Consider the following 20709-nt stretch of genomic DNA (forward strand, 5'->3'; position numbering starts at 1 on the left):
ATGTCCGATACCGCCACCCCACCCCTTTTCCCCGCCTTCGAGCGCTTCGTCGAGCGCAATGGACTCCTCGCCAATGCGAAGGGCATCCTCGCCGCGAGACTTCCGCGAATCCTTGGTCAAGGACAAACGCGAGCGGAAGGACTAAACATGCCGCCTGCGGTTATTGAGCGGCAGCAGGAATTATACGCGCTATCACTGCCCGACTCTGCCACGCCCGACCCCGCGGTTCGGCACGAGATCGCCGACGCAAAGCGCGCCCTCGAGGCGCATGCCGAACATATGCGCCATCCTGACAACCGCAGGCGTTTTGCCATGCAGGTGCTCCATCATCTGGAAGGCGTTCAGACGGGCAACAAGGACAATCATTTCTTCGCCGGCCGCTTGGTCCTCGTTCCTGACAAAAGCGGCCAGAACTGGGCTTGGTCAATGACTGCCCATTACCCGGTCATCGGTAAGATTCCGGCTGACATTGACTACGTCGTAAACGCCTACAAATCAGCTGAGCGCATCGTCGACGACTGGACATTGCCGGTCGATCTCTTCCTCGACAGGCTGCTGCTGGCCTGGACAATGGCCAAGCACTTCACGAGCGGCGATGACATCTTCATTGCCGATGTCGCACGACTATTCAAGATCGCCGCGCAGAACGAGCGCTTCTGGGGTACGCCAGCGCGGCGGAACTTCGAAGATGTTCCCGAAGCAGTCTTCATCGCGAACTTGATTAACTGGCGTCGCAACAAGGATTCAGCAACGTCACGCGACAGCTTCGAATTTGAACTCGTGCCGGCGACCCTAAACCAAGCGCACGGTCCCAGGTCACGGGCCTTCTTCGTACCAGGAAATGCCGAAGGCACGGTCGTTCGGCCGATGATCTACATGCGTCGCCAAACTGTTTGAGAGGGAGGGTCCAATGGAAGTCGCAATCAACAAGATCGACGCGAAGCACCTTGTGAGAGGCCTGCTCAATTCGCCCATCGCGCCGGGCAAGTATTCTCATTTCATCAACGTCGGTACGGATCACATCCTCGACGCTCTTGACCACAACTATTTCCGCGGTGACCTCGCCGAGGGAATTGGCTGCTTCAAGTATCTTGAAGGGGATTATGGAAGCGGCAAGACACAGTTCATCAACAGCTTAGCCAGTCGTGCAAGCGAGCAGGATGTCGTCACGGCCCTGGTTACCGTCGGGGCCGAATGTCCGTTCAACTCACCGGTGGCCATATTCCGCGCGATCATGGAGTCATTTCAGCCGCCGATCGAAAACCAACTGAATGGAAACGACTCCAAGGGCATCGAAATCCTTATCGAAAGTTGGGTCGTGCGTCGAATTCAGCAGCTCGGCGCGCAGCCCGGCAGTGATGTGCCTGAGCTTGTCCAACGTCAGATTGAGCAGCAGATCGGAGGACTCTGGAGAGGTGCTCCAGATCAACAAATGGCCTCTGCTCTCACTGCACTTAGCCAGCGTTTGCTCAAGCTGGCGTGCGGCGCAGCCGATTCCGTCAGCGATAATGAGTTGATCTCGTGGATTCGCGGTGACAATGTTCGATCGACGGTCCTAAAAAGTATGGGTCTGTTCGAGCCGGCACGCGATGAAAATGCGTTTCGGCGACTCAAGACGGTCATCTCATTTCTGCGCAGCCGCATGGGGTATAAAGGCTTCTTCATCGCATTCGATGAAGGAACGCGTACGTCCTCATTCCGCCGTGGCTCGGCGAAGCAGAGGCAGGCGATCGAAAACCTGCTCACTATGATCAACCAAAACGCCGACGGCGAGTTCGGCGGGGTCATGTTCCTCTACGCCGCTACACCCGACTTTCGCTCAGAAGTGATCAGCACCTATCGAGCACTCCAAGATCGGATAGGCACCAAGGCCTTCTCGAAGGGCAGCCCCATGGTGCCGCTCATCAATATCGAGGAGGCCAACTCCGAAGCGGTAATCTACAGCATTGGTGAAAAGCTTTTGAGCGTCTTCGGTCAAGCCCACGGCATGGCATGGGATGTGCCGACCCAGGTAGCCAACATGCGGGCAATTGTTGCGGCGCAGAAGGACCTGTTGTTCGAGACGCCGAAGCCGCGCTTCTTCGTCTATCAGTACTGTCGTTTTCTCGATCAACAAAAGGACGAGCAGCGCCCGATCAGTGCCGAACGGGCGAATGATTTTGTCAACAACAATGAACCTCCGCTTGATGGTGACGGCACATGATCGTATCGGGCACCCAAGTCGAACACGCGGAATACGGAATAGGAACAGTTCTGGCGGTCCTCGGTGACGTGGCTACCGTCGAGTTCTTTGGCGAGGCGCTGGACGTTGTCGCCGGCGAACTCATGCCTCGCCAGCAGTCCAAACAGACTGCACCTCCACCGGCCTGTGGGCAAACGTCGACGGACTTCGCCTTTCGGAAGTCGTTCGAGGCGGTCAATCTCGGTGTGGTGCCGACTGACCCCGACCAACTTGTAGACCTCACGATAGGCGGTGAGCAGGCGTCGGACGACATAGGTTCACTACTAGCGAACGCCTCGAAGGATGGCGTTTGCCGGATCTTCATGGGGTACTACGGTTCCGGCAAGTCGCATCACCTGCACCTTGTCAAAGCGGTCGCCATTCGCGACGGCTGGGTCACGGCATCGCTTGAGCTTGATCCGAAGGCGGCCGATCCGGCCAAGCCTGCTACCGTTTACCAAGGTCTCGTGGGCGGGCTTGAATTTCCGATGCGTGCCGACGGCAGCAGAAGCGCAGATTTCTTCGATCTTATTAAAGAGATCCGAGACAATTGGTCAGTCGTTCGCGACCTTCCCTATTTCAAGAGGTCGCCTTGGTTTAGCAAGGGGTTGGAAGCCCTCCTTTATCTCTCTCATCGTCGCGACGACACGGACTACGTGGCTGCGGTGAGCTGGCTTGCCGGCCAGGTAAAACAGATCGGCGCCATTCGCTCGCTCAGCTGGCGAGGCGGTCACAAGACCCAGATCCCAATCTTGCCTCAGACGAAAGACACGGGGCTCATCTATGCCTACAATCTCGTCGTTCTCCACGAAATTCTAAAGGCGCTTGGCTATAAAGGCTTGGCCCTCATTATCGACGAGGCCGAACATGTCCGAAGCTACTCGTTCAACCGCTACATTCGGGCGAACAACTTCTTCGATATAATCGCGCGTTGTGCTCACGCGCCGCGAAAGGACCTCCAGAAGCCGCAGAGCGACTACGAGCATTTCGACCTGCCACCCTTCTGGAAGGAAGGCCCCCATTTTACGCTGTTCGTGGGCTTGACTGAGGGCGAGGATACCCATGACCTGAAGCGAAAGGTGGGTGAGATGAGCGTCTTAATCCACGATCCAAAAGACGTGGTTCATCTCGAACCGCCATGCGAGAGTGACTACGAGAAGTGGTGCGAGGCCTTCCTTGCCGAAAGTGCAGGACGCCTTGGTCCGAAGGTGCAACTGCTCGCGGACCCCGGGCTGAGGACGCGGATCGCAGCAACACTCCGCCACCACTTTGACCAAACGCCCGTTTCTGAGCGGATCCTGCGCAATTGGACCAAGATGGCCGGCTTCGCGCCTGCCGTCCTAATGAGCCGCGACGGAGCGACTGATAGTGACGAGCTCGTCGCGTTGGTCGACGAGGCGGCGCGACAGATCGCCGGCGAGATACTCCCCTGGGATGACTGAAACTCGCTCCCACCTGGCGCGAATGATGCCAGACGGCTTCCCGATCTTCTTCGACGGTCGGCAGCCGTACGAGGGGCAGTCAGCCGTGATGTCAGAGATCGTCCGGGGGCATCAAGTGCTGTTCGCGGCGCCCACTGCATCGGGCAAGACTGAAGCCGCAGTCACCCCGCTCTTTCAACGGCACATGTCCTTCGCGCGCCAGTCTCTCTCGACGGTTTATGTCGCGCCGACCAAGGCGCTCGTGAACGATCTACACGAAAGGCTGGTCGGGTATCTCGGCACGAGGTTCCCGAGCGCGATTTCACGCTACACGGGAGACCGCCACGAACTCGGATCGGCTTCCGGCGTGTTCTGCTTGCTGGCAACCCCTGAAGCACTCGACTCATTGCAATTGCGTCGTCCGGAAGCGCTTGCGGGGGTGCGCGCCGTCATCATCGATGAGATTCACCTCCTGCATGGTCAGGCTCGTGGCCAACAACTGCGCCATGTGATCGAACGGATCCGAAGAGCCGCCGTGACGCCGAAATCAGCACGGGACAGCTTCCAAGTTGTTGGGATGACGGCAACGCTTGACGACATGGAAGGCGTTGCCCGGATCTGGCTGGGCGACGATGCCAAGTTTATCGCACACGGTTCACCAAGGGAGATAGACCTCCAGCTCATTCGGATAGCCGCGGATGCCAGTGTCGATCCGTACCTCGCGCGAGCCAGATCTCTGGCCCGATGGGTGGACGAGGCGGGTCTTGAGAAGATCTTGGTATTCACGAACTCCCGCAATGCCGCGCACGCATTAGCGGCGCATCTGCACCGAGAGCTCAACGGCAGGCGATGGCCGGTACATCTCCATTTCGGTGCATTGTCTGCGTCCCATCGGGAGCGAGTCGAAGACGAGATGCGTGCAAATCGGTATGGTATCTGCGTCGCTACATCGACACTGGAAATAGGCATCGATATCGGCGACATCGATGCTGTCGTCCTGGCCGACCCGCCCTCGACTGTCAGCGGCTTTCTCCAACGTATTGGTCGTGGCAATCGTCGCAGCGGCATCTGCCGAGTAGCCGCCTTCAAGACCTCCGAAGATGACGAGCGGATGATGCGCGCCCTGGTCGACTGCGGGCGGCGCGGCGACCTCGACGATGCTTACGAGTATGATCGGCCTTCGGTCCGGGTTCAGCAGATCCTCAGCCTATGTTGGCGGGCCACGCGGCACGATCGCGCTCTGTCCGTTGCGGCTCTAGCCGCGGAGGCGGGCACGGATACGCACAAGCCCGTCGTCGACGACATGATCGACACCGGTTGCTTAACCAGCGCCCGCGGAGCCCTGATTCCCTCCGACCGTCTGATGGACGAAGGTGATGCGGGGCGCATCCACACCGTCATTGCGGGACAACCGAGCTCCGCCGTCTTAGACCTTCGCACCGGAGAAACAGCGATCCGCGACGCAGACGAGTCCAGCGCGGGGGGTGCAGTGTTCATCGGCGGGTCGATGCGTAAGCTGGTGGTGGGCTCCGAAGGCGGCGCGTTCCTTGGGGAAGGGGTGTCCCGTTCCCAGCCTCTAGCCCGCATCAAAGCGACCGGTTCGGGTTTGCCGGTAAGCCGCAGCGTCGTATGGGGCCTCGCGCGTCAACACGGCCATGATCCGACCCGGTGGCAGCAGGAGGGAGCCAGGCTGGTGACTTGGGGAGGCGTGCGGTTCAACACTCTGCTCGCCGCCCTCCTCATGCGCGAGGCGACGGGACGGCGGTTCCTGCCGTCCGACGTCGGCATCGGGGGCCCGGTGTCTGCGGTGATGATATCGGTCGAAGGCGTTCGGGAGCTGGCGTCGCAGGCTGAACGAGCCAATGACTTCCCAATTAGTGTGGCCGCGAAGTTCGCAAGCCCCAGTCGCTTTATGGGCGAGCTATCGAACCGCTTGGCCGCGGATGAGAAGCGTCGGTCGATACCCTGGACACCATTTTGCCGCTGGCTAGATCGCGTCTCTGGCATCGACATGGTCGGATCCATACCGATAGACGCTGCCGAGCAGCCGGTCGCCAGATAAGGCGTCAGGTCGGCCGGGTGTCGGACTGCACTTCTAGGGGCGCCAAGCCCGAGTGAAAAAGCTGGTTCGCCAGTGTGCAAAGGGCCTTTGTCGATGCCATCCTTAGCTCGGCAATTGGAAGCTTGGAGCAGGGCAATGCAGGGCGATATTGTCTAAGTTTAGTTGGTGTAGTAGTGCGCTACATCAAAACGTCATTCAGCCAATGCTTTAAACACCGCATCAGCAGCGTCCTTATAGAATTCGATACTGATCTTGGTCCAAGCTCGTCCGGAAGATCATTGAGCTGTCGGCGTGCAGAAACGGGCATCTATAGCGTCTGCGCCTGCTTATCGATGGCAAGCTCCGCGATGCGGACGGCGTTCGGGATCATCTCTATCGATCCGCCGAGGTTGAGCGCGCCGACGACGATAGCGCCGCCGCCGCGCGTGTTGCGTCCAAGGAGGCCGCCGCACAAGGCGACGATATCCGGAACACCGAGGCCTGCTCCGGACTTGTCCGCATCCATGGGGTCAGTTCCGGTAGGGGGCGAAATGACACCCTAAGCGTTCTGCTCCTTCGGCCACAGATACTCGCCAGTCATGGGACAGTTTGGCGATTTGCCGATTGATATACAGACGAAGGCGGCGGCCGGTCTTCCGGCGAAGGTTACGAGCGTTTTCATGAGGTAGATCCTCCAAAGTAGTTGTGCGCAGTCGCGAAGCTCGAATTCGGCTGGAACTGCCAAGTGCACCGCGTCAGCGGTCGCAACGGAGCGAAGCGCAGAGGAGAACCCTTTAGGTTGCGCCGGGGCAGGGCCTGCCGCGTCGTGCGCAGCATAAAGATTGCGAACTGCCACTTTGGAGCTGCCGGATAACGCGGCCTTCGGAGCCCCGGCCGCCTATCAGCATCATCAATCGGCAAATCGCCAACCGGCAGCAGGCCGGTTCTCCGTCGCCTTCTCGCTGGAGTGGTCCAGGACCTGGCTACGGCGTTCGACTTGCCGGCAATGACAGACAACAAGCCGAAGTGACCCCGCATCATGAAACGGAGCGGCGGCCGTGGTCGGGGAGGGGAGTGCGAGGGGAGGGGCGGAGGGGCGCCCCTCGCTCCGGTCCTTGCCCGCTCGATGCGGGTAAGGATCGGAGGTCTGCCAAGAAAATCGGTCCGGCTATTTGCGAACGATGCCGCGCAATCGACGCTGCGCCGCCGTCTCTTTGATCACGCCAGCAATCTTGCGGACAAATGCCGGACTGAACGCGCCGATCGGCGTCGTCGTCACCAGATCATAGGCTTCATCGACCTGCACGCGGTTATATTCGTCCAGGATCAGCCATGACGGATAGTCGAGGCCGCCACGGCGGCATTCGATTTCGCTGATGGCGAGATGCGGGCGCGACCGGTCGGGTTTTTGCGAAGTCAGCGGAAAGAGAAACAAGGCTGCGGGCGTTGCTGGCGTCCGGACAACGATGCAAACCGGCCTCGCTTTGCGTCCGGATTCCTCGCCGGCGTCTGCTTCCCGCGCCCATAGGTAATAATATCGGAGCAGATCGCCGGCTTTAAGCATGCGGCTTGTCGCCGGAAATTATTGCATCCAGTCCAGTCATGAGTTCATTGTGGACTTCATCCGGTGCGTCCTCGAGCGTATAGGCGACCGAATGCGGCTGGCCGACGAGCTGGTGGTACTGAGCAGCGGACAGGATGACGAGCTTTTCCTTGCCGCGCTTGGTCAGGGCCACCGGCTCGATCAATGCGGTTTCGAGGATTTCGCCTGACACGCGATTCATGTCCGAGAATGTGAATTGCTTCATCGCCGTATTTCCTTGTGAAGTACCTATAATAGGTATTTCACGTAAGAAAGCAAGAATGGTGGCGCGCGAGCGCCACCATTCTTATCAGGATCGATCCGCTCGAAAGAGCGGCATTGTCCGTTTATTGCTGAGTGCGGCGCGATCGGTCTGGAACGTGTAGCCGTTCCCAATCCTTCCATGCCTCCCAGCCTTGCGCGGTCGCGCGTCCGTAGAGCCCCATGCAAGAATGGCGATCTTCATTCGTCATCGTCTGCCTCGTCATCACCATCACTTTGGCCCATTCGGTACTTGACGTCATAATTTACAATAAAGTCCGTTTCGCTCGCCTCGAAGCCGAAGTGCCTAGCAATTTTCCGATCGAGCTCATCTATGATTCCTTTAGATTGGCTCGGCCGAAATTCCTGAAACTCGCAGTCCTTTCGAACGCGAATAATTGAATTGGCCTTATAGTCGGCCATGAGCCGATCAAATATCGGTCCGATCGTTCGAAGCGCCCCTCGCTCTATGTTGCCGACTGGAAATGCAGATACGTCGACACTCGTAATGTTTCGTCCATTGCCAACCGAGACGAACCAGAAGAAAAACAAGGTTGAATTGATAATAGATCCGACAAACTTTGCATTCTCCGCGTCAAAGACATGAATATCCCTGAAGTGATGAACGGACCTAGCTTTCGTTTCGCTTCGAAAATATTGCTCGAAATCCATACCGCGAATCCAATAGCGTGGACTCCGGTGATAATGCAGCAATGCTCCACCGGGTGATTTTCTCAAGTAGTGAGCAATCGTCTTTGCCGATCCACGTTCAATCTTTTCTAATACGCGCGCAGCGTCGTTGCTACCCAGCTGCACAATGCGGTTGAGGCGCGCCAAGACAAATGACCGCGTATAGCCGATGCAGGAAAAAAGTGACTCCCTCTCCTCTGCGTACCAATGATGATAACGAGTCGTCCAAATCTGCGCTCGATCCGACCTCGATTTTTCAGATATCCAAATGCAAAGTCGCTGATCGACCCCATCGAACAATTTTGAAGGTCGGATAGCAAACGTTGAGCACCAATTCAGAGCCAGTTCCTGCGTTAGATACGCTCTGAGCGGTTCCGTTTCATCAAGTCCTAAAACGGCAGTGGGAACGATCATTCCAAATCGACCGTTAGCTCGCACAAGATCGCACGATCTCTCCATGCAGAATGCATAGAGGTTCGCGGCACTTTCCGAGCTATAGGTGTCTCTTGGCAGCGTGTACTGTTGTTTAACCTTTCTATACTCAACGTATGGAGGATTTCCGATCAGAACGTCGAAGCCGCCATTATGCATTATGCCATAGAATTCAATGAACCAATGAAAGGGCTGATGTGTCTTCACCCACCCTTCTAATGCATCGCCGGCACGCGCCTTGCCGTAACTTGATGCCAATTGAACGTTCAGTTGTACCTCAAGATTCTTTAGCCGCGCGCGTAGTTCCGCCTTGTCGGCCGCGGGAACAGAGCCGTCTCCCTCAACCTGTCGCCTGCGAAACGCGTCGAAGGTCTGCTGAAGGTCCGCAGCGCTCGTCGTAATCTTTTCCAGGGAATTATCCAGATCGAGCTTGCTCGTCAGGGCCTTCTTGACGTCCGCATAGGTTGCGTAGCCCACCAGCGTATTCCCCGCGCGGATGTTAAAGTCGATATCGGGTAGCGGTTCGATGCCGAGGTTCTCGTGCTTCTGGTCGGCATCGACCTGCGCGGCGAGCTTCAGGAACAGGCGGAGCTTACAGATCTCGACTGCCTCTTCCATGATATCGACGCCGAAGAGGTTTTTCAGGATGATGCTCTTCAGAATGAAATACTGCCGGTTCGGGTGCTTCTTGATGTTGTCGAGCACCGCCCGGAATCCTTTGGGCCGGTCCTCGACTTTGCCACTGACACGTTCATGGTCGAGAACGAATTCCTGCATGCGATCGAGGCAGGCTTCGTAGAGCGGCTGGAGTATCTTGAGCGCGGCGAACAGGAACGCCCCTGAACCGCATGTCGGATCAAGAACCGTAACGCCCTCGATCGCCTTCCAGAAAGCGCGGACCAGTTCCGATCCTTCACTGCGCTCGATCACGTCCTGGGCGAATTGCCAGATATCCAGATTGAGCGTGATTAGATCGTTGATCTCCCGCACTTCGCCCGCCGCGAGCTTCGCGCGGATCTCGGCATAGCGAACACGCCGCGCCACGACCTCGCGCCAGATTTCCGCTGGCAGGCCGAATTCGGCTGGCGCCTTCCTGTTCCACTCGGCACGCGCTGAAACGTCTTCGATGCCGGCCGCGATTTCGGGCGGCAGATCAAGCGGTCGTTCGAGGGCCGCGTTCGCGTGAACGTCCCACGTCAATCCGTGCTTGACGGCCGGGTAGATGTAGCCGTCAGGATCGTCTCGCAGATGATCCCAGATCGTCGGCCCGCCCGGATTTTCGAAGGCCACCTTGCATTCGGCCTTGGCGGCGTCGAACAGGAAGGGAATCACCGTGTTTTTCGAAATGTATTCGGTGATGTCCTCCTTGGTGTAGTAGGCGCCCATCTGCTTCTGGTTGATATATTTCTCAAAAATGTAACCGAGAACATCCGGGTTGATCTCGTCATCCTTGCGCAGCGGGCGCTCGTCGAGATGCCATTGGTAGCGGTCGAAATAGCCGAAGATGCGCGCAAAAGCCTCGTCCGGAATCTTGATATCCAGGTAGCGCTCCTCGATCGCATGCTTCTCGAACAGGCCGCCGTTCAAGTAGGGAATGCGGCCGAGCAACGTGTCGAGTTCCGGATCGCGCGGCGGCTTGCCCCCGAGCCCGTCGTGAAAGAGGCGTATGAGAAAAGTACGGTAGAATGAATGGAACTTGTCCTTGCCCAACTGAGCCTGGCAGGCAGTCAGTTTGTCGGCGAGATAATTGGGCTTACCGTCAAGAAATCCCTTCCGCTGCATGAAATAGATGAACATCAGGCGGTTCAGCATCAGCGATGCGTACCATTCCTTGTCCGCCACGTCCGCGATACCGCTGATGAAGCCGAGGAAGGCGGCATGTTCCTTTGTGAACTGGTCGTAGAAACGCTTGGTGACACGCTCCGCGTTCAACGATCCTTCGAGGCGGGCCGTGACCTTCGGCAGGGTAAGTTCGTTCTCCTCGCTCAGCCTGAAGCTGATGCCATGGAGTCTCTGGATAAACGCCGTGTTCTGACTTGCAGCGTACCAGACATGGTCGACCAGCGAGACTGGCTTGCCGAATTCGCGTCGCGGCCACGACCAGACCTGGGACGCATGGCTTGCATCGACAAAGATGATCAGGTGCTCGAACGTGCTTTTCGAAACCTCGCGATCGATTTTCTGTCGAACGGACCGTTCCGGAATCCCGGAGCCAGTTGCGACGAGGCAGACCCACGCGACCGCTCCGCGTTTTTCGGCGGCCGCCCTAAGGGTGAATGTCTCGTCTGAAACAACCACAGACAGTTCGGCCTTATGCCGATCCCATCCCAGTTCCTCGGCGAAGAGGCTGGCAAAATCGAATTGCTCCAGCAGTTTTCTGGCGTTCGCGGCGTTGAAATCCATCCCGTCCCCTTCCTCACGCCGTTAGACGCGCAAGCCCCAACGAGCATATGATCTGCGGTTCGCCGGATTGTTCTTCGTCTTGGATCAGGCAGAGCCGATCCTCCTCTCGCAGCGCCAAAACCAGCTCGGCGAGCTTGTCGTCGCTGATCCCGGTCTTCATCTGGCGATTCAAAGTATCCGTCGCTGATTGCCGCAGCGGGAAACGGTAAATCTCTTCAATGGCTTTGCCGAGTTCAGGCGGGTCGAACAATGTCCCTTTTACCTTGTCGGCATAGCGCTTGAGCCGCTCGTAGGTTCGGAAGCGCGCGCCGGACGGGCGGCCAAGTTGCCCACCGACCTGCTTCTCTTCGGCGGCGATGTGCTCGACGCCGTTGGCGACCATCGCATGGTGTTCGTCCTGCCGCGGCAGCGCAGGCGTATTCGGCTCACAGGCCGCGACCTTCAGGATTTCGAACTGAGATTGGGTGACGCTGGCGCCATCCTTATCCACCCATGCGAGAGCGTCGTTACCTTGGGCGGTACGCAAATACACCAGCGCTCCGGAGGGGCGCCCGTCCTGAGGCGTGTACGCCTTAGTTGAATATACAACCGATGGAAGCTGCGGGATGGCCTTCTGCAGCACCGGGTTCGCATCAATCGCGTTTTTCCATATCTGGTAGGCATAGGATGCGAGATCGACCTCAGTATCGGCCTCGCCGTCGAGGATCCCCGCGTTCTCGTTGTAGAGATCGACAAGCTCCTGACGTTCGCTTTCGTCCTCGAAGAACGCCTCGTCGGTCCCCACGACTTCCGCGTTTTCCTTCAGGCGCTGCCGGACGCGCGAGCGCAACTGAATCAAGCGCTCCACACCATCGGCCGGCAGGAACGAATAGCAGAGGATTTTATCGGCCTTCTGCCCGATACGATCCACACGGCCCGCTCGCTGGATTAGCCGAATGATCGCCCAAGGCAGATCGTAGTTTACCAAGATCGCGCCGTCCTGAAGGTTTTGGCCTTCGCTGAGCACGTCGGTTGCGATCAGGACGCGCAACTCATCTTCGGGCTTTATCTTGTCGCGCTTGTTGTTGCTGCCCGGGCTGAACCGCCAGGCCACACTGGTCGGGTCCGACGTTTCCCCGGAGACAGCCGCCATTGCCTTGAGACCCGCGCCATTCAAGCGGCGCTCGAGGTAGCGAACCGTGTCGGCAAACTGCGAGAAAACGAGCACCTTCTCTTTTGGATGCTTCTTGGTCAGCAATTCGATCAGCGCGGCGAGCTTGGTATCTTTCGCATGGTCCCAGTCGCCGCATTCGTCGAGAATCTTCAGAAGTCGACCGCTATCGGTCGTCAGATCCTTCTTCAACTGGGCGACGAATAGATCGGCCCGAAGCCACTTGAACCGACGCTTAAACTGGCCGGCATAGAGGCGATAGGTCTCCGCGGCCCGCGCCCGAAAGGCGGCCTCGTCGCGCAGATCAAGCTTCTCGGAATCCTGCGTATCCTCGTCCTCGCCTTCTGCGAAAAGTTCGGCGTCGGCGCTCTGATCGTCGACATCCTCGTCATAGTTCGCGGTGTCCAAGAGACCGGCATCTTGCGTGCCGAGCGGCAGAGGAAGATCGTTCTCGATCGCGTGTAGGAAAATGTAGTTCCGGAGGACGTGGCGTTCTAGCGATTGCTGAAACGCCTCACCGCTGCTTTCCAACCGCTTGAAGAGGTTGGTACGGCAGAATCCCATGAGGCGCTTACCCGCGCGAGAAAGGTCGTCGAGTTGCTTCGCCTCATTCGGCGTCGGTGGCCTGTGAGGTTTGGGCGCGACATAGTTCCCGAGGCCGTAGCGCGGCAAGTGCATCTGGTTGATGGCATCGACAACCGGCGCTGCGTAGAGGCTCGCGTACTGATCGCTGGTGTCCTTGTCATTTATCTTGAAACGCAGCGTGCGCGGCACACGTTCGGGGAAATAGGAGCGCGACCCGTCTTCGAACGTCAGGAATTTCCGACCGCTGGCCGGGTCGGTCTGGGCATAGTTGTCCTGAATGAAGGTGCGTGTGCGCCGAACCATGTAGAGGCGCATCAATTCGCGCCAGTCATCCGTGTAAGTGCTCTTCTCGAAGGCCGCGAGGGATCTGACCGGGCATTGGTGGCGCCTTATGAATTCCGTTTCGCCGATATCTTGAAGCAATCGCTCCGGTCTCACGCCGATATCGCGATCTTCGGGAACGAACAGTCGCAACTGGCTCGAAAGGTCGCCGTAAGTCTTGTTGTAGGGCGTAGCCGACAGGAGGATGCAGCGGCTTTCGTTTTCAGTAAGATATTCCTGGATCGCCCGATACCTGCGACCTTCCCGGTTCCGCAGGTTGTGGCTCTCGTCGATCAGCACGACACGATAGCGACGGAGCTCGGGCAATTCGCGGGTAGCCCGTGTGACCGAGAGAACTTTGGCGATCAGCCGGTACTCCGAAACGTAGTCCTCCCACATCTTCACAAGGTTCTTCGGGCAGATAATCAACGTCTCAGTGAAATGATCGTCCTGGAATATCTTCGCCAAGGCCGTCGCCATCAGGGTCTTTCCTAGACCGACGACGTCACCGATCAGAACGCCACCGCGTTTGTTGAGGTGATGAGCCGCGATTTTGACAGCGGCCTCTTGATAGGCGAATAGCCGCTTACCGAACTCCGGAGGAATTCGGAACTCGTTGAGGCCGGCGCGCGCTTCCTGGGCAAGATGGTAAGCCATCTTGACGTAGATCATGTAGGGATCGAGCGGTTCCTCTCGCGCCCAACTCTCCTCGATGACCTCGATCAGTTCCTCGGTGATATCGATGCACCAGCGGTCCGCCCAGCGGTCATCGAACCATTTGGCGAGCTTTGTCGTGGCATCGTGATCGAGCACGTCGACGTTCAGTTCGCCCTGTTTGGAAAGGCCTGAGAGGGTGAGATTGCTGCTGCCTAGAAAGCCCGTCACCGGGTTGTTCGGATCAGGCCGGAACAACAGGTAAAGCTTCGCGTGCAGCGGGTGCTTCAGAAAGAGCCGAACCGTAACCCGCTTCGATTTGAGCTGCGCTGCAAGGCGCCGCAATCCTGCCTCATCGAGGTTGTTTGGCATGCCGAGCGTCAGCTGAACCCGGAATTCCTCAGCGAGCTTCCTCTTCAGCCGAATCGCGGTCTGATTATCGAGAGGCTGTTCTTCCTTGCCAGTGCCCAAACCTATCCGCAATTCGTCCTGCGGAAGGCGCTGCATCCCGACGAGCAGTCGGCATTGGTTCCCTTCGTCGCCTGGCCACGCCGAGATCAAGTCATCGATCGACTTCCAGCCGCGGAGGTTGAAATAGCCCACGCAGAAATCGCTTCGCGCCGAAACTTCAAGCGTCTGACGCAATGCGGGAAGCAAGCCTGTTTCAATGTTGTCAAATATTCGCGGCAATCGCTTCCCCTAGATATGCGCCTGCCGCTGCTGCGGTCACGCGACCTGTTCGCCCCAAGCCCGTAATGCCACAGATGTCGGGAAATTTGAAATTCCAATGGCACAACAATTTTGAGCGGATGTGAACTCGCGAGCCGACGCCCGTTTCCCCCCGTCAAAATAGCTTCAATGAAATCCAGATGCATTGCCGGCTCGACCGGCCGGCTCTGATTTAGTCGCGAGGCCGTATCGCAGCCGTCGACGGGGGAGCGGCCGGGTCTTGAGTGCGCGATGTGCAGCCAGACTCGCCGTCGAGTACAAGGATTTCCAGCAATTTATGACGAAGGTCCGGCAATTCTTCCAGACCGGGGACATCTGACGGCTTCAGATTTATTGTTTCGGGATTGGGGGTGGAGGTTTGACCCGTGCGAAAATCGGCTTGTCTCGGTGGGTCGCTGATATCGCCAAGTCAAGATTCCCGCTGTCCAGGAAGATACGTTGTTTGCAACGGGTTGTGCCGGGGCGCAAACCACTTTAGCTTGAAACCATGCGCTATACTCAGGGCCAGATTCGAGACCTGCTCGCTATTCCGGTAGAAACATTCCGGACTTGGCGCGATGCCCTTCCCGTACTCGCCCAGCATCGCGGCCACGGACCCACGTTTGCGCCCGGCGATGTGGTGGCTATGGCCGTTATCGCCGAGGTTGTACGCGGTTACGGCGTCCGGATTGGAACCGTCAGCGAACGTTTAAACAAGGTCGTCGAGGCGTGCCATGGCTTATCTTGGTTAACACTAGAGTCCTGCTATGTCGTAATCGACACCGATACGGCCAGCGTCAGCTCTGCCGACGCTATTAGGCTACGTGAGATAGGCGCGACTGCGCTGGTCATCCCCTGCGCGCCTATTGTTAAGCGTCTGCGTGGAAGCCTGATTGCGGCGGAGGTCGACGGCGCGCAGGGTCATCTGCAATTCCCGCCATCTGTCGTCGCGAGCGGCCTGGGGCGATCATGATGAGTAGACCTGCGACGCGGACGCAAGGCATGCCTGGCCGCGCGGTCCGGATAGGCGCACGCCATGAGTGAGATGACGCCGCTCGCCATGCAAATCCTTGAGGGGACCGGCTATCTCGGCCAGGGTGGGACGCCGTCTGAAGGTCTCGTGCTACCTGGCGCTCACGGCATGTCCGCCGGCGACGGCGCGCGCGTGGCCCCCCTGATGTCCGCCGACCGTGGCGGTCTGTCAGCCGACGCTGTTTTCAAGATGGGCACCGCGCCAGTCATTGTTTTCAAATCCTCGGAGGGGCTGGCCGACAGCGAGACGGAATGGCATCGCTTGGCCTGGAACTTCGGCGTCGCGCCACTGCTTTGGGTGACGACCCCGCAGTACGTCAGGATCTACAATGCCTATCAGCCGCCGGAGGCTTTCGGGCACGAGTCACCGCTGCTGGGAGAATTCTCCCTCTCGAACGGGATTGACGCCGCCCTTGCGCAGATGAGTCTGGTGTGCGGACGACGCCATGTTGCTATGGGTGGCTTTTGGCGCTCCGAATTCGCCCGGCCCATCGATCGGCGCACGCGGATCGACAACGTGCTCTTGCGCGAGCTTACTGCCCTCCTTCGCGACCTTGTGGGCTGCGGCGTCCGGCCCGCGCTGGCACAGAAGCTGGTCGGTCGGTGCATCTTCTTTCAGTACCTTGTCCACCGAGGTTATGTAACAGAGGCGGAGCTCAAGGCTCGGTTCGGGGGCGGCGAGCTTCACAGCATCCTCTTGAATCTCGATAGCACCTATGCGCTTTTCCGGTGGATCCGAACAACGTTCAACGGCGACCTCTTCCCGATCGAGAATGAGGCCGCCGAGCGAGAGCAACTTGGCCAGACGGCCGATTTGCTGGCGCCGTTGAGCGATTTCTTCGGGCACTTCAATGTTTCGGACAAGCAGGGACGGCTGTTTCCGTTTCGCTTTGACGCTATCCCCGTAGAACTGATCAGCTCGATCTATGAGAAGTTCGTCCATATGGCGGACACGGACGGCGAGCAAAAGCTAGGCGTCCACTATACGCCGATCAATGTGGTCGACCTCGTGCTTGATCCGGTATTCGAAGGTCTGGAGCCTACCGCGCGGGTGCTCGATCCTGCTTGCGGCTCGGGCGTATTTCTGGTCGAAAGTCTGCGTCGCCTCGTCTGGCTCCAGTCCCGGAAGGCGCCGATCACGCGCGAGCTGGTCCGTGATACTCTCATGCATCAGGTTCGCGGCGTCGACATCAGTCCCGCGGCCCTGTCGGTTGCTGCATTCAGTCTCTATCTCGCGCTCCTTGAACTCGATCCGTCCCCGCCGCGCGGGCTCGACGCCCTGGATTGCCTGAAGTTCGAGCCACTTCACAACCGCGTACTGTTTCCGACCAGCACGTTTGATCCAAAGCTACCGGAGCAAATGGCGAAGAACGGCCAATTTGGGCAACCTAGGTTCGACGCCATTATTGGCAATCCGCCGTGGACGCACGATCCCATGGCAAAGGAAGCGGACCGCGCACTAGTCAAAAGGGAACGAGAGGCTAGAGCGCGTGGCGACGACCCGGAGCAGATTGAACCGGAATCAGAGCGGCGATCTGGCATCACCTACGCCCGTTTGGCGGGCGTGCCCCTTCCTCAGCGGTCCAACGATTGGGCGTTTCTGTGGCGCTGCCGCGACTTCTCCCACCCGAAGACTCGCTTGGCGCTCGTAATGAAATCGACCCCGTTTTTCAGTCTTGAGCGGGGTGCCGCCGAGCGTCGCGACCAATTGCTGCGCGCATTTCCCAACGTCGGGCTAGTCAATATGGCCCAACTTCGTCTGTCGCGGCTGTTTCAAGAATATGAGGCCGACCCGGGAGAGACAAAAGCGGCGGCTGGGCCGGCCCTGCTGTTCTTCTCAAACTGCCTTCCTGTGGATTCTGACACAGCCACGGTCATAAACTTGCCCTGGACTCCGACATTTCAGAACACCGGCATCTTCGAGTTGCCCGCCGATCCAGCCAAAAGCGTACCGCTAGATCTGCTCTCGAATCGCCCCGAACTGCTGAAGACCGCGGTCTATGGAGAGGAGCGGGATCTTTGGTTTTTGGAGCGTCTCGAGCGAAACAAGTGTCTTACGACGTTTGCCGCGATGCTCACGGATCTCGCTCTTCCCGCAGGCCAGGGCTACCAGCCGGGAACCAAATATTCCGCCGAGCACCTTCGAGGTTTACCACTGCTGACCGCTCGGCAATTTCGGGCCTTGCGTGTGGCTCGTGACCTTCCAGATCTTGAGACTTCGCGGGCCTATCGCGCTTACAGCCGGGACCGCTACAAGGGGCCTTTGGTCCTTTTGCCAGAGGGCGGTCTGACGATTGCACTGGAGCGCGGTCGGTACACAGCAGCATTCGACGAACGCGACCTCGTCTACAACGAATCCTTCATCGGAGTCTCGTTCGCCGGGTCGAGCAATCTGATGGCCCGTGCGCTGACGGCCGTGATGAACTCCTCATTCGTCGCCTATCAACTCGCTTTCATCGGCTGCACGCTGGGCATCAAGCAGACGAAGGTCGAGCGCGTCGATCTCAACAACGTGCGGCTTCCAAGGCTGGAGCAGATCAGCCCTCCGGTGATCGAGCGGCTGGCCGAGCTCGAGGCCGAACTCGTCTCGGCCAAGGCCCGTGGAAATATTCTCCGGGAACTCGACGATCTCGTCTGTGACACCTGCGGATTCGTCGCGGCGGAACGGGCGCTCCTCAGCGACGCGGTCCGGCGAGCCCGAGCGATCATCTTCGAAACCGCCGACGACAGGTCATCAATGGACATTGAACCGCGCCACGACGAGATCCTCGCCTACGGTCGCAACCTGTGCGCCGCGTTGAACGAATATGCCGAAGATGAGGACGACCTGGCTCTTGTGCCGCAGTGTTATGCGCCCGCAGCCAATGACCTTGTAGTGATGCGGTTCGCCTTGACCAGGAAAGCAGAAGCGCAGGCCCGAGACCTAGTTTCCGCACCCTTGTCCGATGTCGCGCCGCAGGATCTTTCGGCTGCTTTCGGAGGCCCGGAGCTGCCATACCTGAAGCCGCTTCGAAGTCTGCGCCTCTACATCCAGGACACGCTCATCGTTGCGAAACCGGCCCGCTATCGCTGTTTCACACCGGCCGCAGCCTGGTCTGACGGCGACCGCTTGCTCGCGGACCTGATGCAGCCCATGCAGAACTCTGCTTATGGCGGTGAGGCTGCGTGAGTGCCCTTGCCGACCACCTCCGGGCCACAGGCGCGACTGTCCTTCCCAACAATTTCCATCGGATTCAACCGCAGGTCTTGCGCAGAGTATTGTCCGCTTTGAACGACGCCATCCTCGCCACGGTAGAGCTGCTGGGCGATGTCCGCTACCTCGAGCCGCGGTTCACCCGTCAGCTCGCGTCCTGCTTCGAGGAAGCACGCGATGCGGCCGGCGGAATTCGGTATCACATCGAACATCAAGGCGAGTTGCCGGTCTTAGATGAAGATGGGCGGGTTATTGCGTTTCGGCGGCTCGACATTCGGATCCTGTTTAGCCAGCAGGTCGGCCGCCGTGGCGATTATCTCTGTATCGAATGCAAATATCTTGAAGCCGACAATCGCAGGTGCGATGACGAGTACGTCGCCGAAGGCGTCGATCGGATCGTAACTGGAGCCTACGCGCGAGGCCACGGCTTCGCGATCATGGTGGGCCTGGAACGAACCGGCCCGATCGGCCGGACGATCGAGAACGTCGATGATCGTCTGCGCCAACGGTATGGCTCTGACCAGGGCTTGCGACCTGCCCCGCGTTGGCGCCTCGGCCGAGCCTACGAGAGCGAGCATCCGCAGTCGGGTGGGCCCCACCGCATTGTGCTTATACATGGCTTCTGGCCCGTGACGGCCGCTGCGGCTAGATAGTCTGTGTTGCTTTGCCTGATCGCGATGGGCACGGTTCCGCCTCGCCGCTCTCAACGGAAATTGGCAATCGCGACACGATCTCGGCCTAAATTCCGTCAAACCACTGCGCGTCGATCGTCACACGTTCGATCATTTCTGTAGCGACACCCAGGCGGTTTTCCTTGAGCAGATCGCACAGGCGGTCGCCGTCGATAAGGTCAATGGCCGTCGCTCCGTCACGGGTCGCTTCGTCCGACGCCTGGCTGGTAAAATGCCCAGTCGTGATAAACAGCCCCTTGTCGGCTCGCCCCTGCATTGCCCCGCGAAAATCGCGAATTTCTTTCGATCCGACGCTGCCCTTCCATTTCTTGCATTGGAAGTAGACCTGAAAAGACACGAGGTTCATTCGCAGCACGCCTACACCGTCAATTCCCCCGTCGCCAGACTTTCCACGCACCTCGACTTTGATGAAGCCGGCCTCGCGCAACAAGCGCTGCGACAGGCGCTCGAATGCGCTGGGGTCCATTTTGCCGAGCACCGCCAAGAGCGAGGACTTCCAGTTCTCTTCGCCCTCCGGACCTTCGTCGTCTTGGGGCTGCTCGACCTTTTCATGGAGATCGGGCTTCTGTTTCGCTGCAAGTCGTTTCAAGCGAGCGCGTTCGCGCTCTTCTCGCCCGACATTCTCGTAAATTGCGCGGGTCTCTTCATATGTCGAGATTGCTGCGCCCGTGTCCGTCAGAGACCAAACGCCGCGTGCCGAGTTTTCCAATGCTCCGCCTCGCTTAAGGTAGGTTCGTGCCCATGCAAGATAGTAGCTTACCCTCAGGCGGGTATCGTCGTTGGACATGACGTAGGCTTGTTCAGCCTCCGTAAGACCTTCTAGTTCGATGACCTTTTCATCCAACTCTTGGATCGTGGCAGAACCGCCGATAGCTTTCAGCGCCTCGACTGTTACCAACATCATGCCTGCCAGATCAGGCAGGCTTTCTTTATCGATCAAAAAACGTCGTGGCACGATCCGCTCCTTGACAATATCATGGTCCGGCTGGACTAACTCCTTGGTTTTCAGCCATAGAACAGGCCGGGGCAGATGCTGCAACCCGGGAAGTGCACGGGGCGCGGTTCTCCCTAGATTTCTTTTGACAGGTTACGGTGTAATAACGTGAGGCCATGAATGGTGTTGCGTAAGCGTTCGTGCGGATTGATCATCGCTTCGCCGCGGCTTCCGCGGCGTCGCGCTCCTCGCCGAGGTCGGAAGGAGACGCGATCAGAACCTTCATGATTGTAGCGTTGAAAGAAGTTTCCTCTCCGTCATCCCCGAGCGATGCAAATAGACCATAGGAATCGACAATTGTCGCGACGTGGCGAGGGTGCTGATGAACA

At 58.5% G+C, this 20709-nt stretch carries 14 protein-coding genes; 6 read left to right on the forward strand and 8 right to left on the reverse strand.

Annotation, left to right across the window (positions count from 1 at the left end; genetic code table 11):
• Genes NKH89_RS12245 through NKH89_RS12260 form a run of 4 tightly spaced genes read left to right on the forward strand, consistent with a single transcriptional unit; the run spans position 1 to position 5704 of the window.
• A complete protein-coding gene (locus NKH89_RS12245) occupies positions 1-897 on the forward strand; it encodes a hypothetical protein (protein ID WP_352908959.1) in 897 nt (298 codons plus the stop codon).
• 13 nt (positions 898-910) lie between these two features.
• On the forward strand, positions 911-2203 hold the full coding sequence (locus NKH89_RS12250) for a BREX system ATP-binding domain-containing protein (RefSeq protein ID WP_023802394.1): 1293 nt from the start codon (positions 911-913) through the stop codon (positions 2201-2203).
• On the forward strand, positions 2200-3663 hold the full coding sequence (locus NKH89_RS12255) for a BREX system ATP-binding domain-containing protein (protein WP_023802395.1): 1464 nt from the start codon (positions 2200-2202) through the stop codon (positions 3661-3663). The genes NKH89_RS12250 and NKH89_RS12255 overlap by 4 nt, the downstream gene beginning before the upstream one ends.
• 25 nt (positions 3664-3688) lie before the next feature.
• Positions 3689-5704: a DEAD/DEAH box helicase gene (locus tag NKH89_RS12260; RefSeq protein ID WP_198032890.1), complete on the forward strand. Its 2016-nt coding sequence runs from the start codon at positions 3689-3691 to the stop codon at positions 5702-5704.
• 307 nt (positions 5705-6011) lie between these two features.
• On the opposite strand, the gene NKH89_RS12265 is transcribed toward NKH89_RS12260, so the two are convergent.
• The 5 genes from NKH89_RS12265 to NKH89_RS12285 all read right to left on the reverse strand — a co-directional run bounded on the left by NKH89_RS12265 (position 6012) and on the right by NKH89_RS12285 (position 14451).
• Complete coding sequence (locus tag NKH89_RS12265; RefSeq protein WP_023802397.1) at positions 6012-6209, reverse strand: hypothetical protein; 198 nt, start codon at positions 6207-6209, stop codon at positions 6012-6014.
• Positions 6210-6851: 642 nt separating this feature from the next.
• Positions 6852-7247: a hypothetical protein gene (locus NKH89_RS12270; protein WP_023802398.1), complete on the reverse strand. Its 396-nt coding sequence runs from the start codon at positions 7245-7247 to the stop codon at positions 6852-6854.
• Complete coding sequence (locus NKH89_RS12275) at positions 7240-7491, reverse strand: type II toxin-antitoxin system Phd/YefM family antitoxin (protein WP_023802399.1); 252 nt, start codon at positions 7489-7491, stop codon at positions 7240-7242. Before NKH89_RS12275 ends, NKH89_RS12270 begins: the two co-directional genes overlap by 8 nt.
• Positions 7492-7727: 236 nt before the next feature.
• The gene (locus tag NKH89_RS12280; protein ID WP_023802400.1) at positions 7728-11051 is read right to left on the reverse strand and encodes an Eco57I restriction-modification methylase domain-containing protein; all 3324 of its coding nucleotides are present in this window, start codon (positions 11049-11051) and stop codon (positions 7728-7730) included.
• A 13-nt stretch (positions 11052-11064) separates the two neighbouring features.
• Complete coding sequence (locus tag NKH89_RS12285; RefSeq protein WP_031256282.1) at positions 11065-14451, reverse strand: helicase-related protein; 3387 nt, start codon at positions 14449-14451, stop codon at positions 11065-11067.
• A gap of 526 nt (positions 14452-14977) precedes the next feature.
• Here NKH89_RS12285 and NKH89_RS12290 point away from each other — a divergent pair.
• Positions 14978-15442 carry a hypothetical protein gene (locus NKH89_RS12290; protein WP_023802402.1) on the forward strand — a complete coding sequence of 155 codons (465 nt, stop codon included), beginning with the start codon at positions 14978-14980 and terminating at the stop codon, positions 15440-15442.
• Positions 15443-15505: 63 nt separating this feature from the next.
• Positions 15506-18670, forward strand: coding sequence for an HsdM family class I SAM-dependent methyltransferase (locus NKH89_RS12295; RefSeq protein WP_023802403.1), 3165 nt, complete (start codon positions 15506-15508; stop codon positions 18668-18670).
• Here the strand turns inward: NKH89_RS12295 and NKH89_RS12300 are convergent.
• The 3 genes from NKH89_RS12300 to NKH89_RS12310 all read right to left on the reverse strand — a co-directional run bounded on the left by NKH89_RS12300 (position 18649) and on the right by NKH89_RS12310 (position 20425).
• Complete coding sequence (locus NKH89_RS12300; protein ID WP_023802404.1) at positions 18649-18906, reverse strand: hypothetical protein; 258 nt, start codon at positions 18904-18906, stop codon at positions 18649-18651. The two genes, NKH89_RS12295 and NKH89_RS12300, sit on opposite strands and share 22 nt — an antisense overlap.
• An 18-nt stretch (positions 18907-18924) precedes the next feature.
• Positions 18925-19200, reverse strand: a complete 276-nt coding sequence (locus tag NKH89_RS12305) for a hypothetical protein (protein WP_352908964.1) — start codon at positions 19198-19200, stop codon at positions 18925-18927.
• A 232-nt stretch (positions 19201-19432) separates the two neighbouring features.
• Complete coding sequence (locus NKH89_RS12310) at positions 19433-20425, reverse strand: restriction endonuclease (protein WP_023802406.1); 993 nt, start codon at positions 20423-20425, stop codon at positions 19433-19435.
• Between the last annotated feature and the right edge of the window lie 284 nt (positions 20426-20709).

The organism is Mesorhizobium sp. M0923, from assembly GCF_040319365.1.
Classification (GTDB): Bacteria; Pseudomonadota; Alphaproteobacteria; order Rhizobiales; family Rhizobiaceae; genus Mesorhizobium.

Excerpts from the sequence above, each read along its gene's own strand:
- NKH89_RS12245 (WP_352908959.1), top strand. The coding sequence starts at position 1 with ATGTCCGATACCGCCACCCCACCCCTTTTCCCCGCCTTCGAGCGCTTC.
- NKH89_RS12250 (WP_023802394.1), top strand. The coding sequence starts at position 911 with ATGGAAGTCGCAATCAACAAGATCGACGCGAAGCACCTTGTGAGAGGC.
- NKH89_RS12260 (WP_198032890.1), top strand. The coding sequence starts at position 3,689 with ATGCCAGACGGCTTCCCGATCTTCTTCGACGGTCGGCAGCCGTACGAG.
- NKH89_RS12280 (WP_023802400.1), bottom strand. The coding sequence starts at position 11,051 with ATGGATTTCAACGCCGCGAACGCCAGAAAACTGCTGGAGCAATTCGAT.
- NKH89_RS12270 (WP_023802398.1), bottom strand. The coding sequence starts at position 7,247 with ATGCTTAAAGCCGGCGATCTGCTCCGATATTATTACCTATGGGCGCGG.
- NKH89_RS12275 (WP_023802399.1), bottom strand. The coding sequence starts at position 7,491 with ATGAAGCAATTCACATTCTCGGACATGAATCGCGTGTCAGGCGAAATC.
- NKH89_RS12290 (WP_023802402.1), top strand. The coding sequence starts at position 14,978 with ATGCGCTATACTCAGGGCCAGATTCGAGACCTGCTCGCTATTCCGGTA.
- NKH89_RS12255 (WP_023802395.1), top strand. The coding sequence starts at position 2,200 with ATGATCGTATCGGGCACCCAAGTCGAACACGCGGAATACGGAATAGGA.
- NKH89_RS12295 (WP_023802403.1), top strand. The coding sequence starts at position 15,506 with ATGAGTGAGATGACGCCGCTCGCCATGCAAATCCTTGAGGGGACCGGC.
- NKH89_RS12265 (WP_023802397.1), bottom strand. The coding sequence starts at position 6,209 with ATGGATGCGGACAAGTCCGGAGCAGGCCTCGGTGTTCCGGATATCGTC.
- NKH89_RS12300 (WP_023802404.1), bottom strand. The coding sequence starts at position 18,906 with ATGTTCGATGTGATACCGAATTCCGCCGGCCGCATCGCGTGCTTCCTC.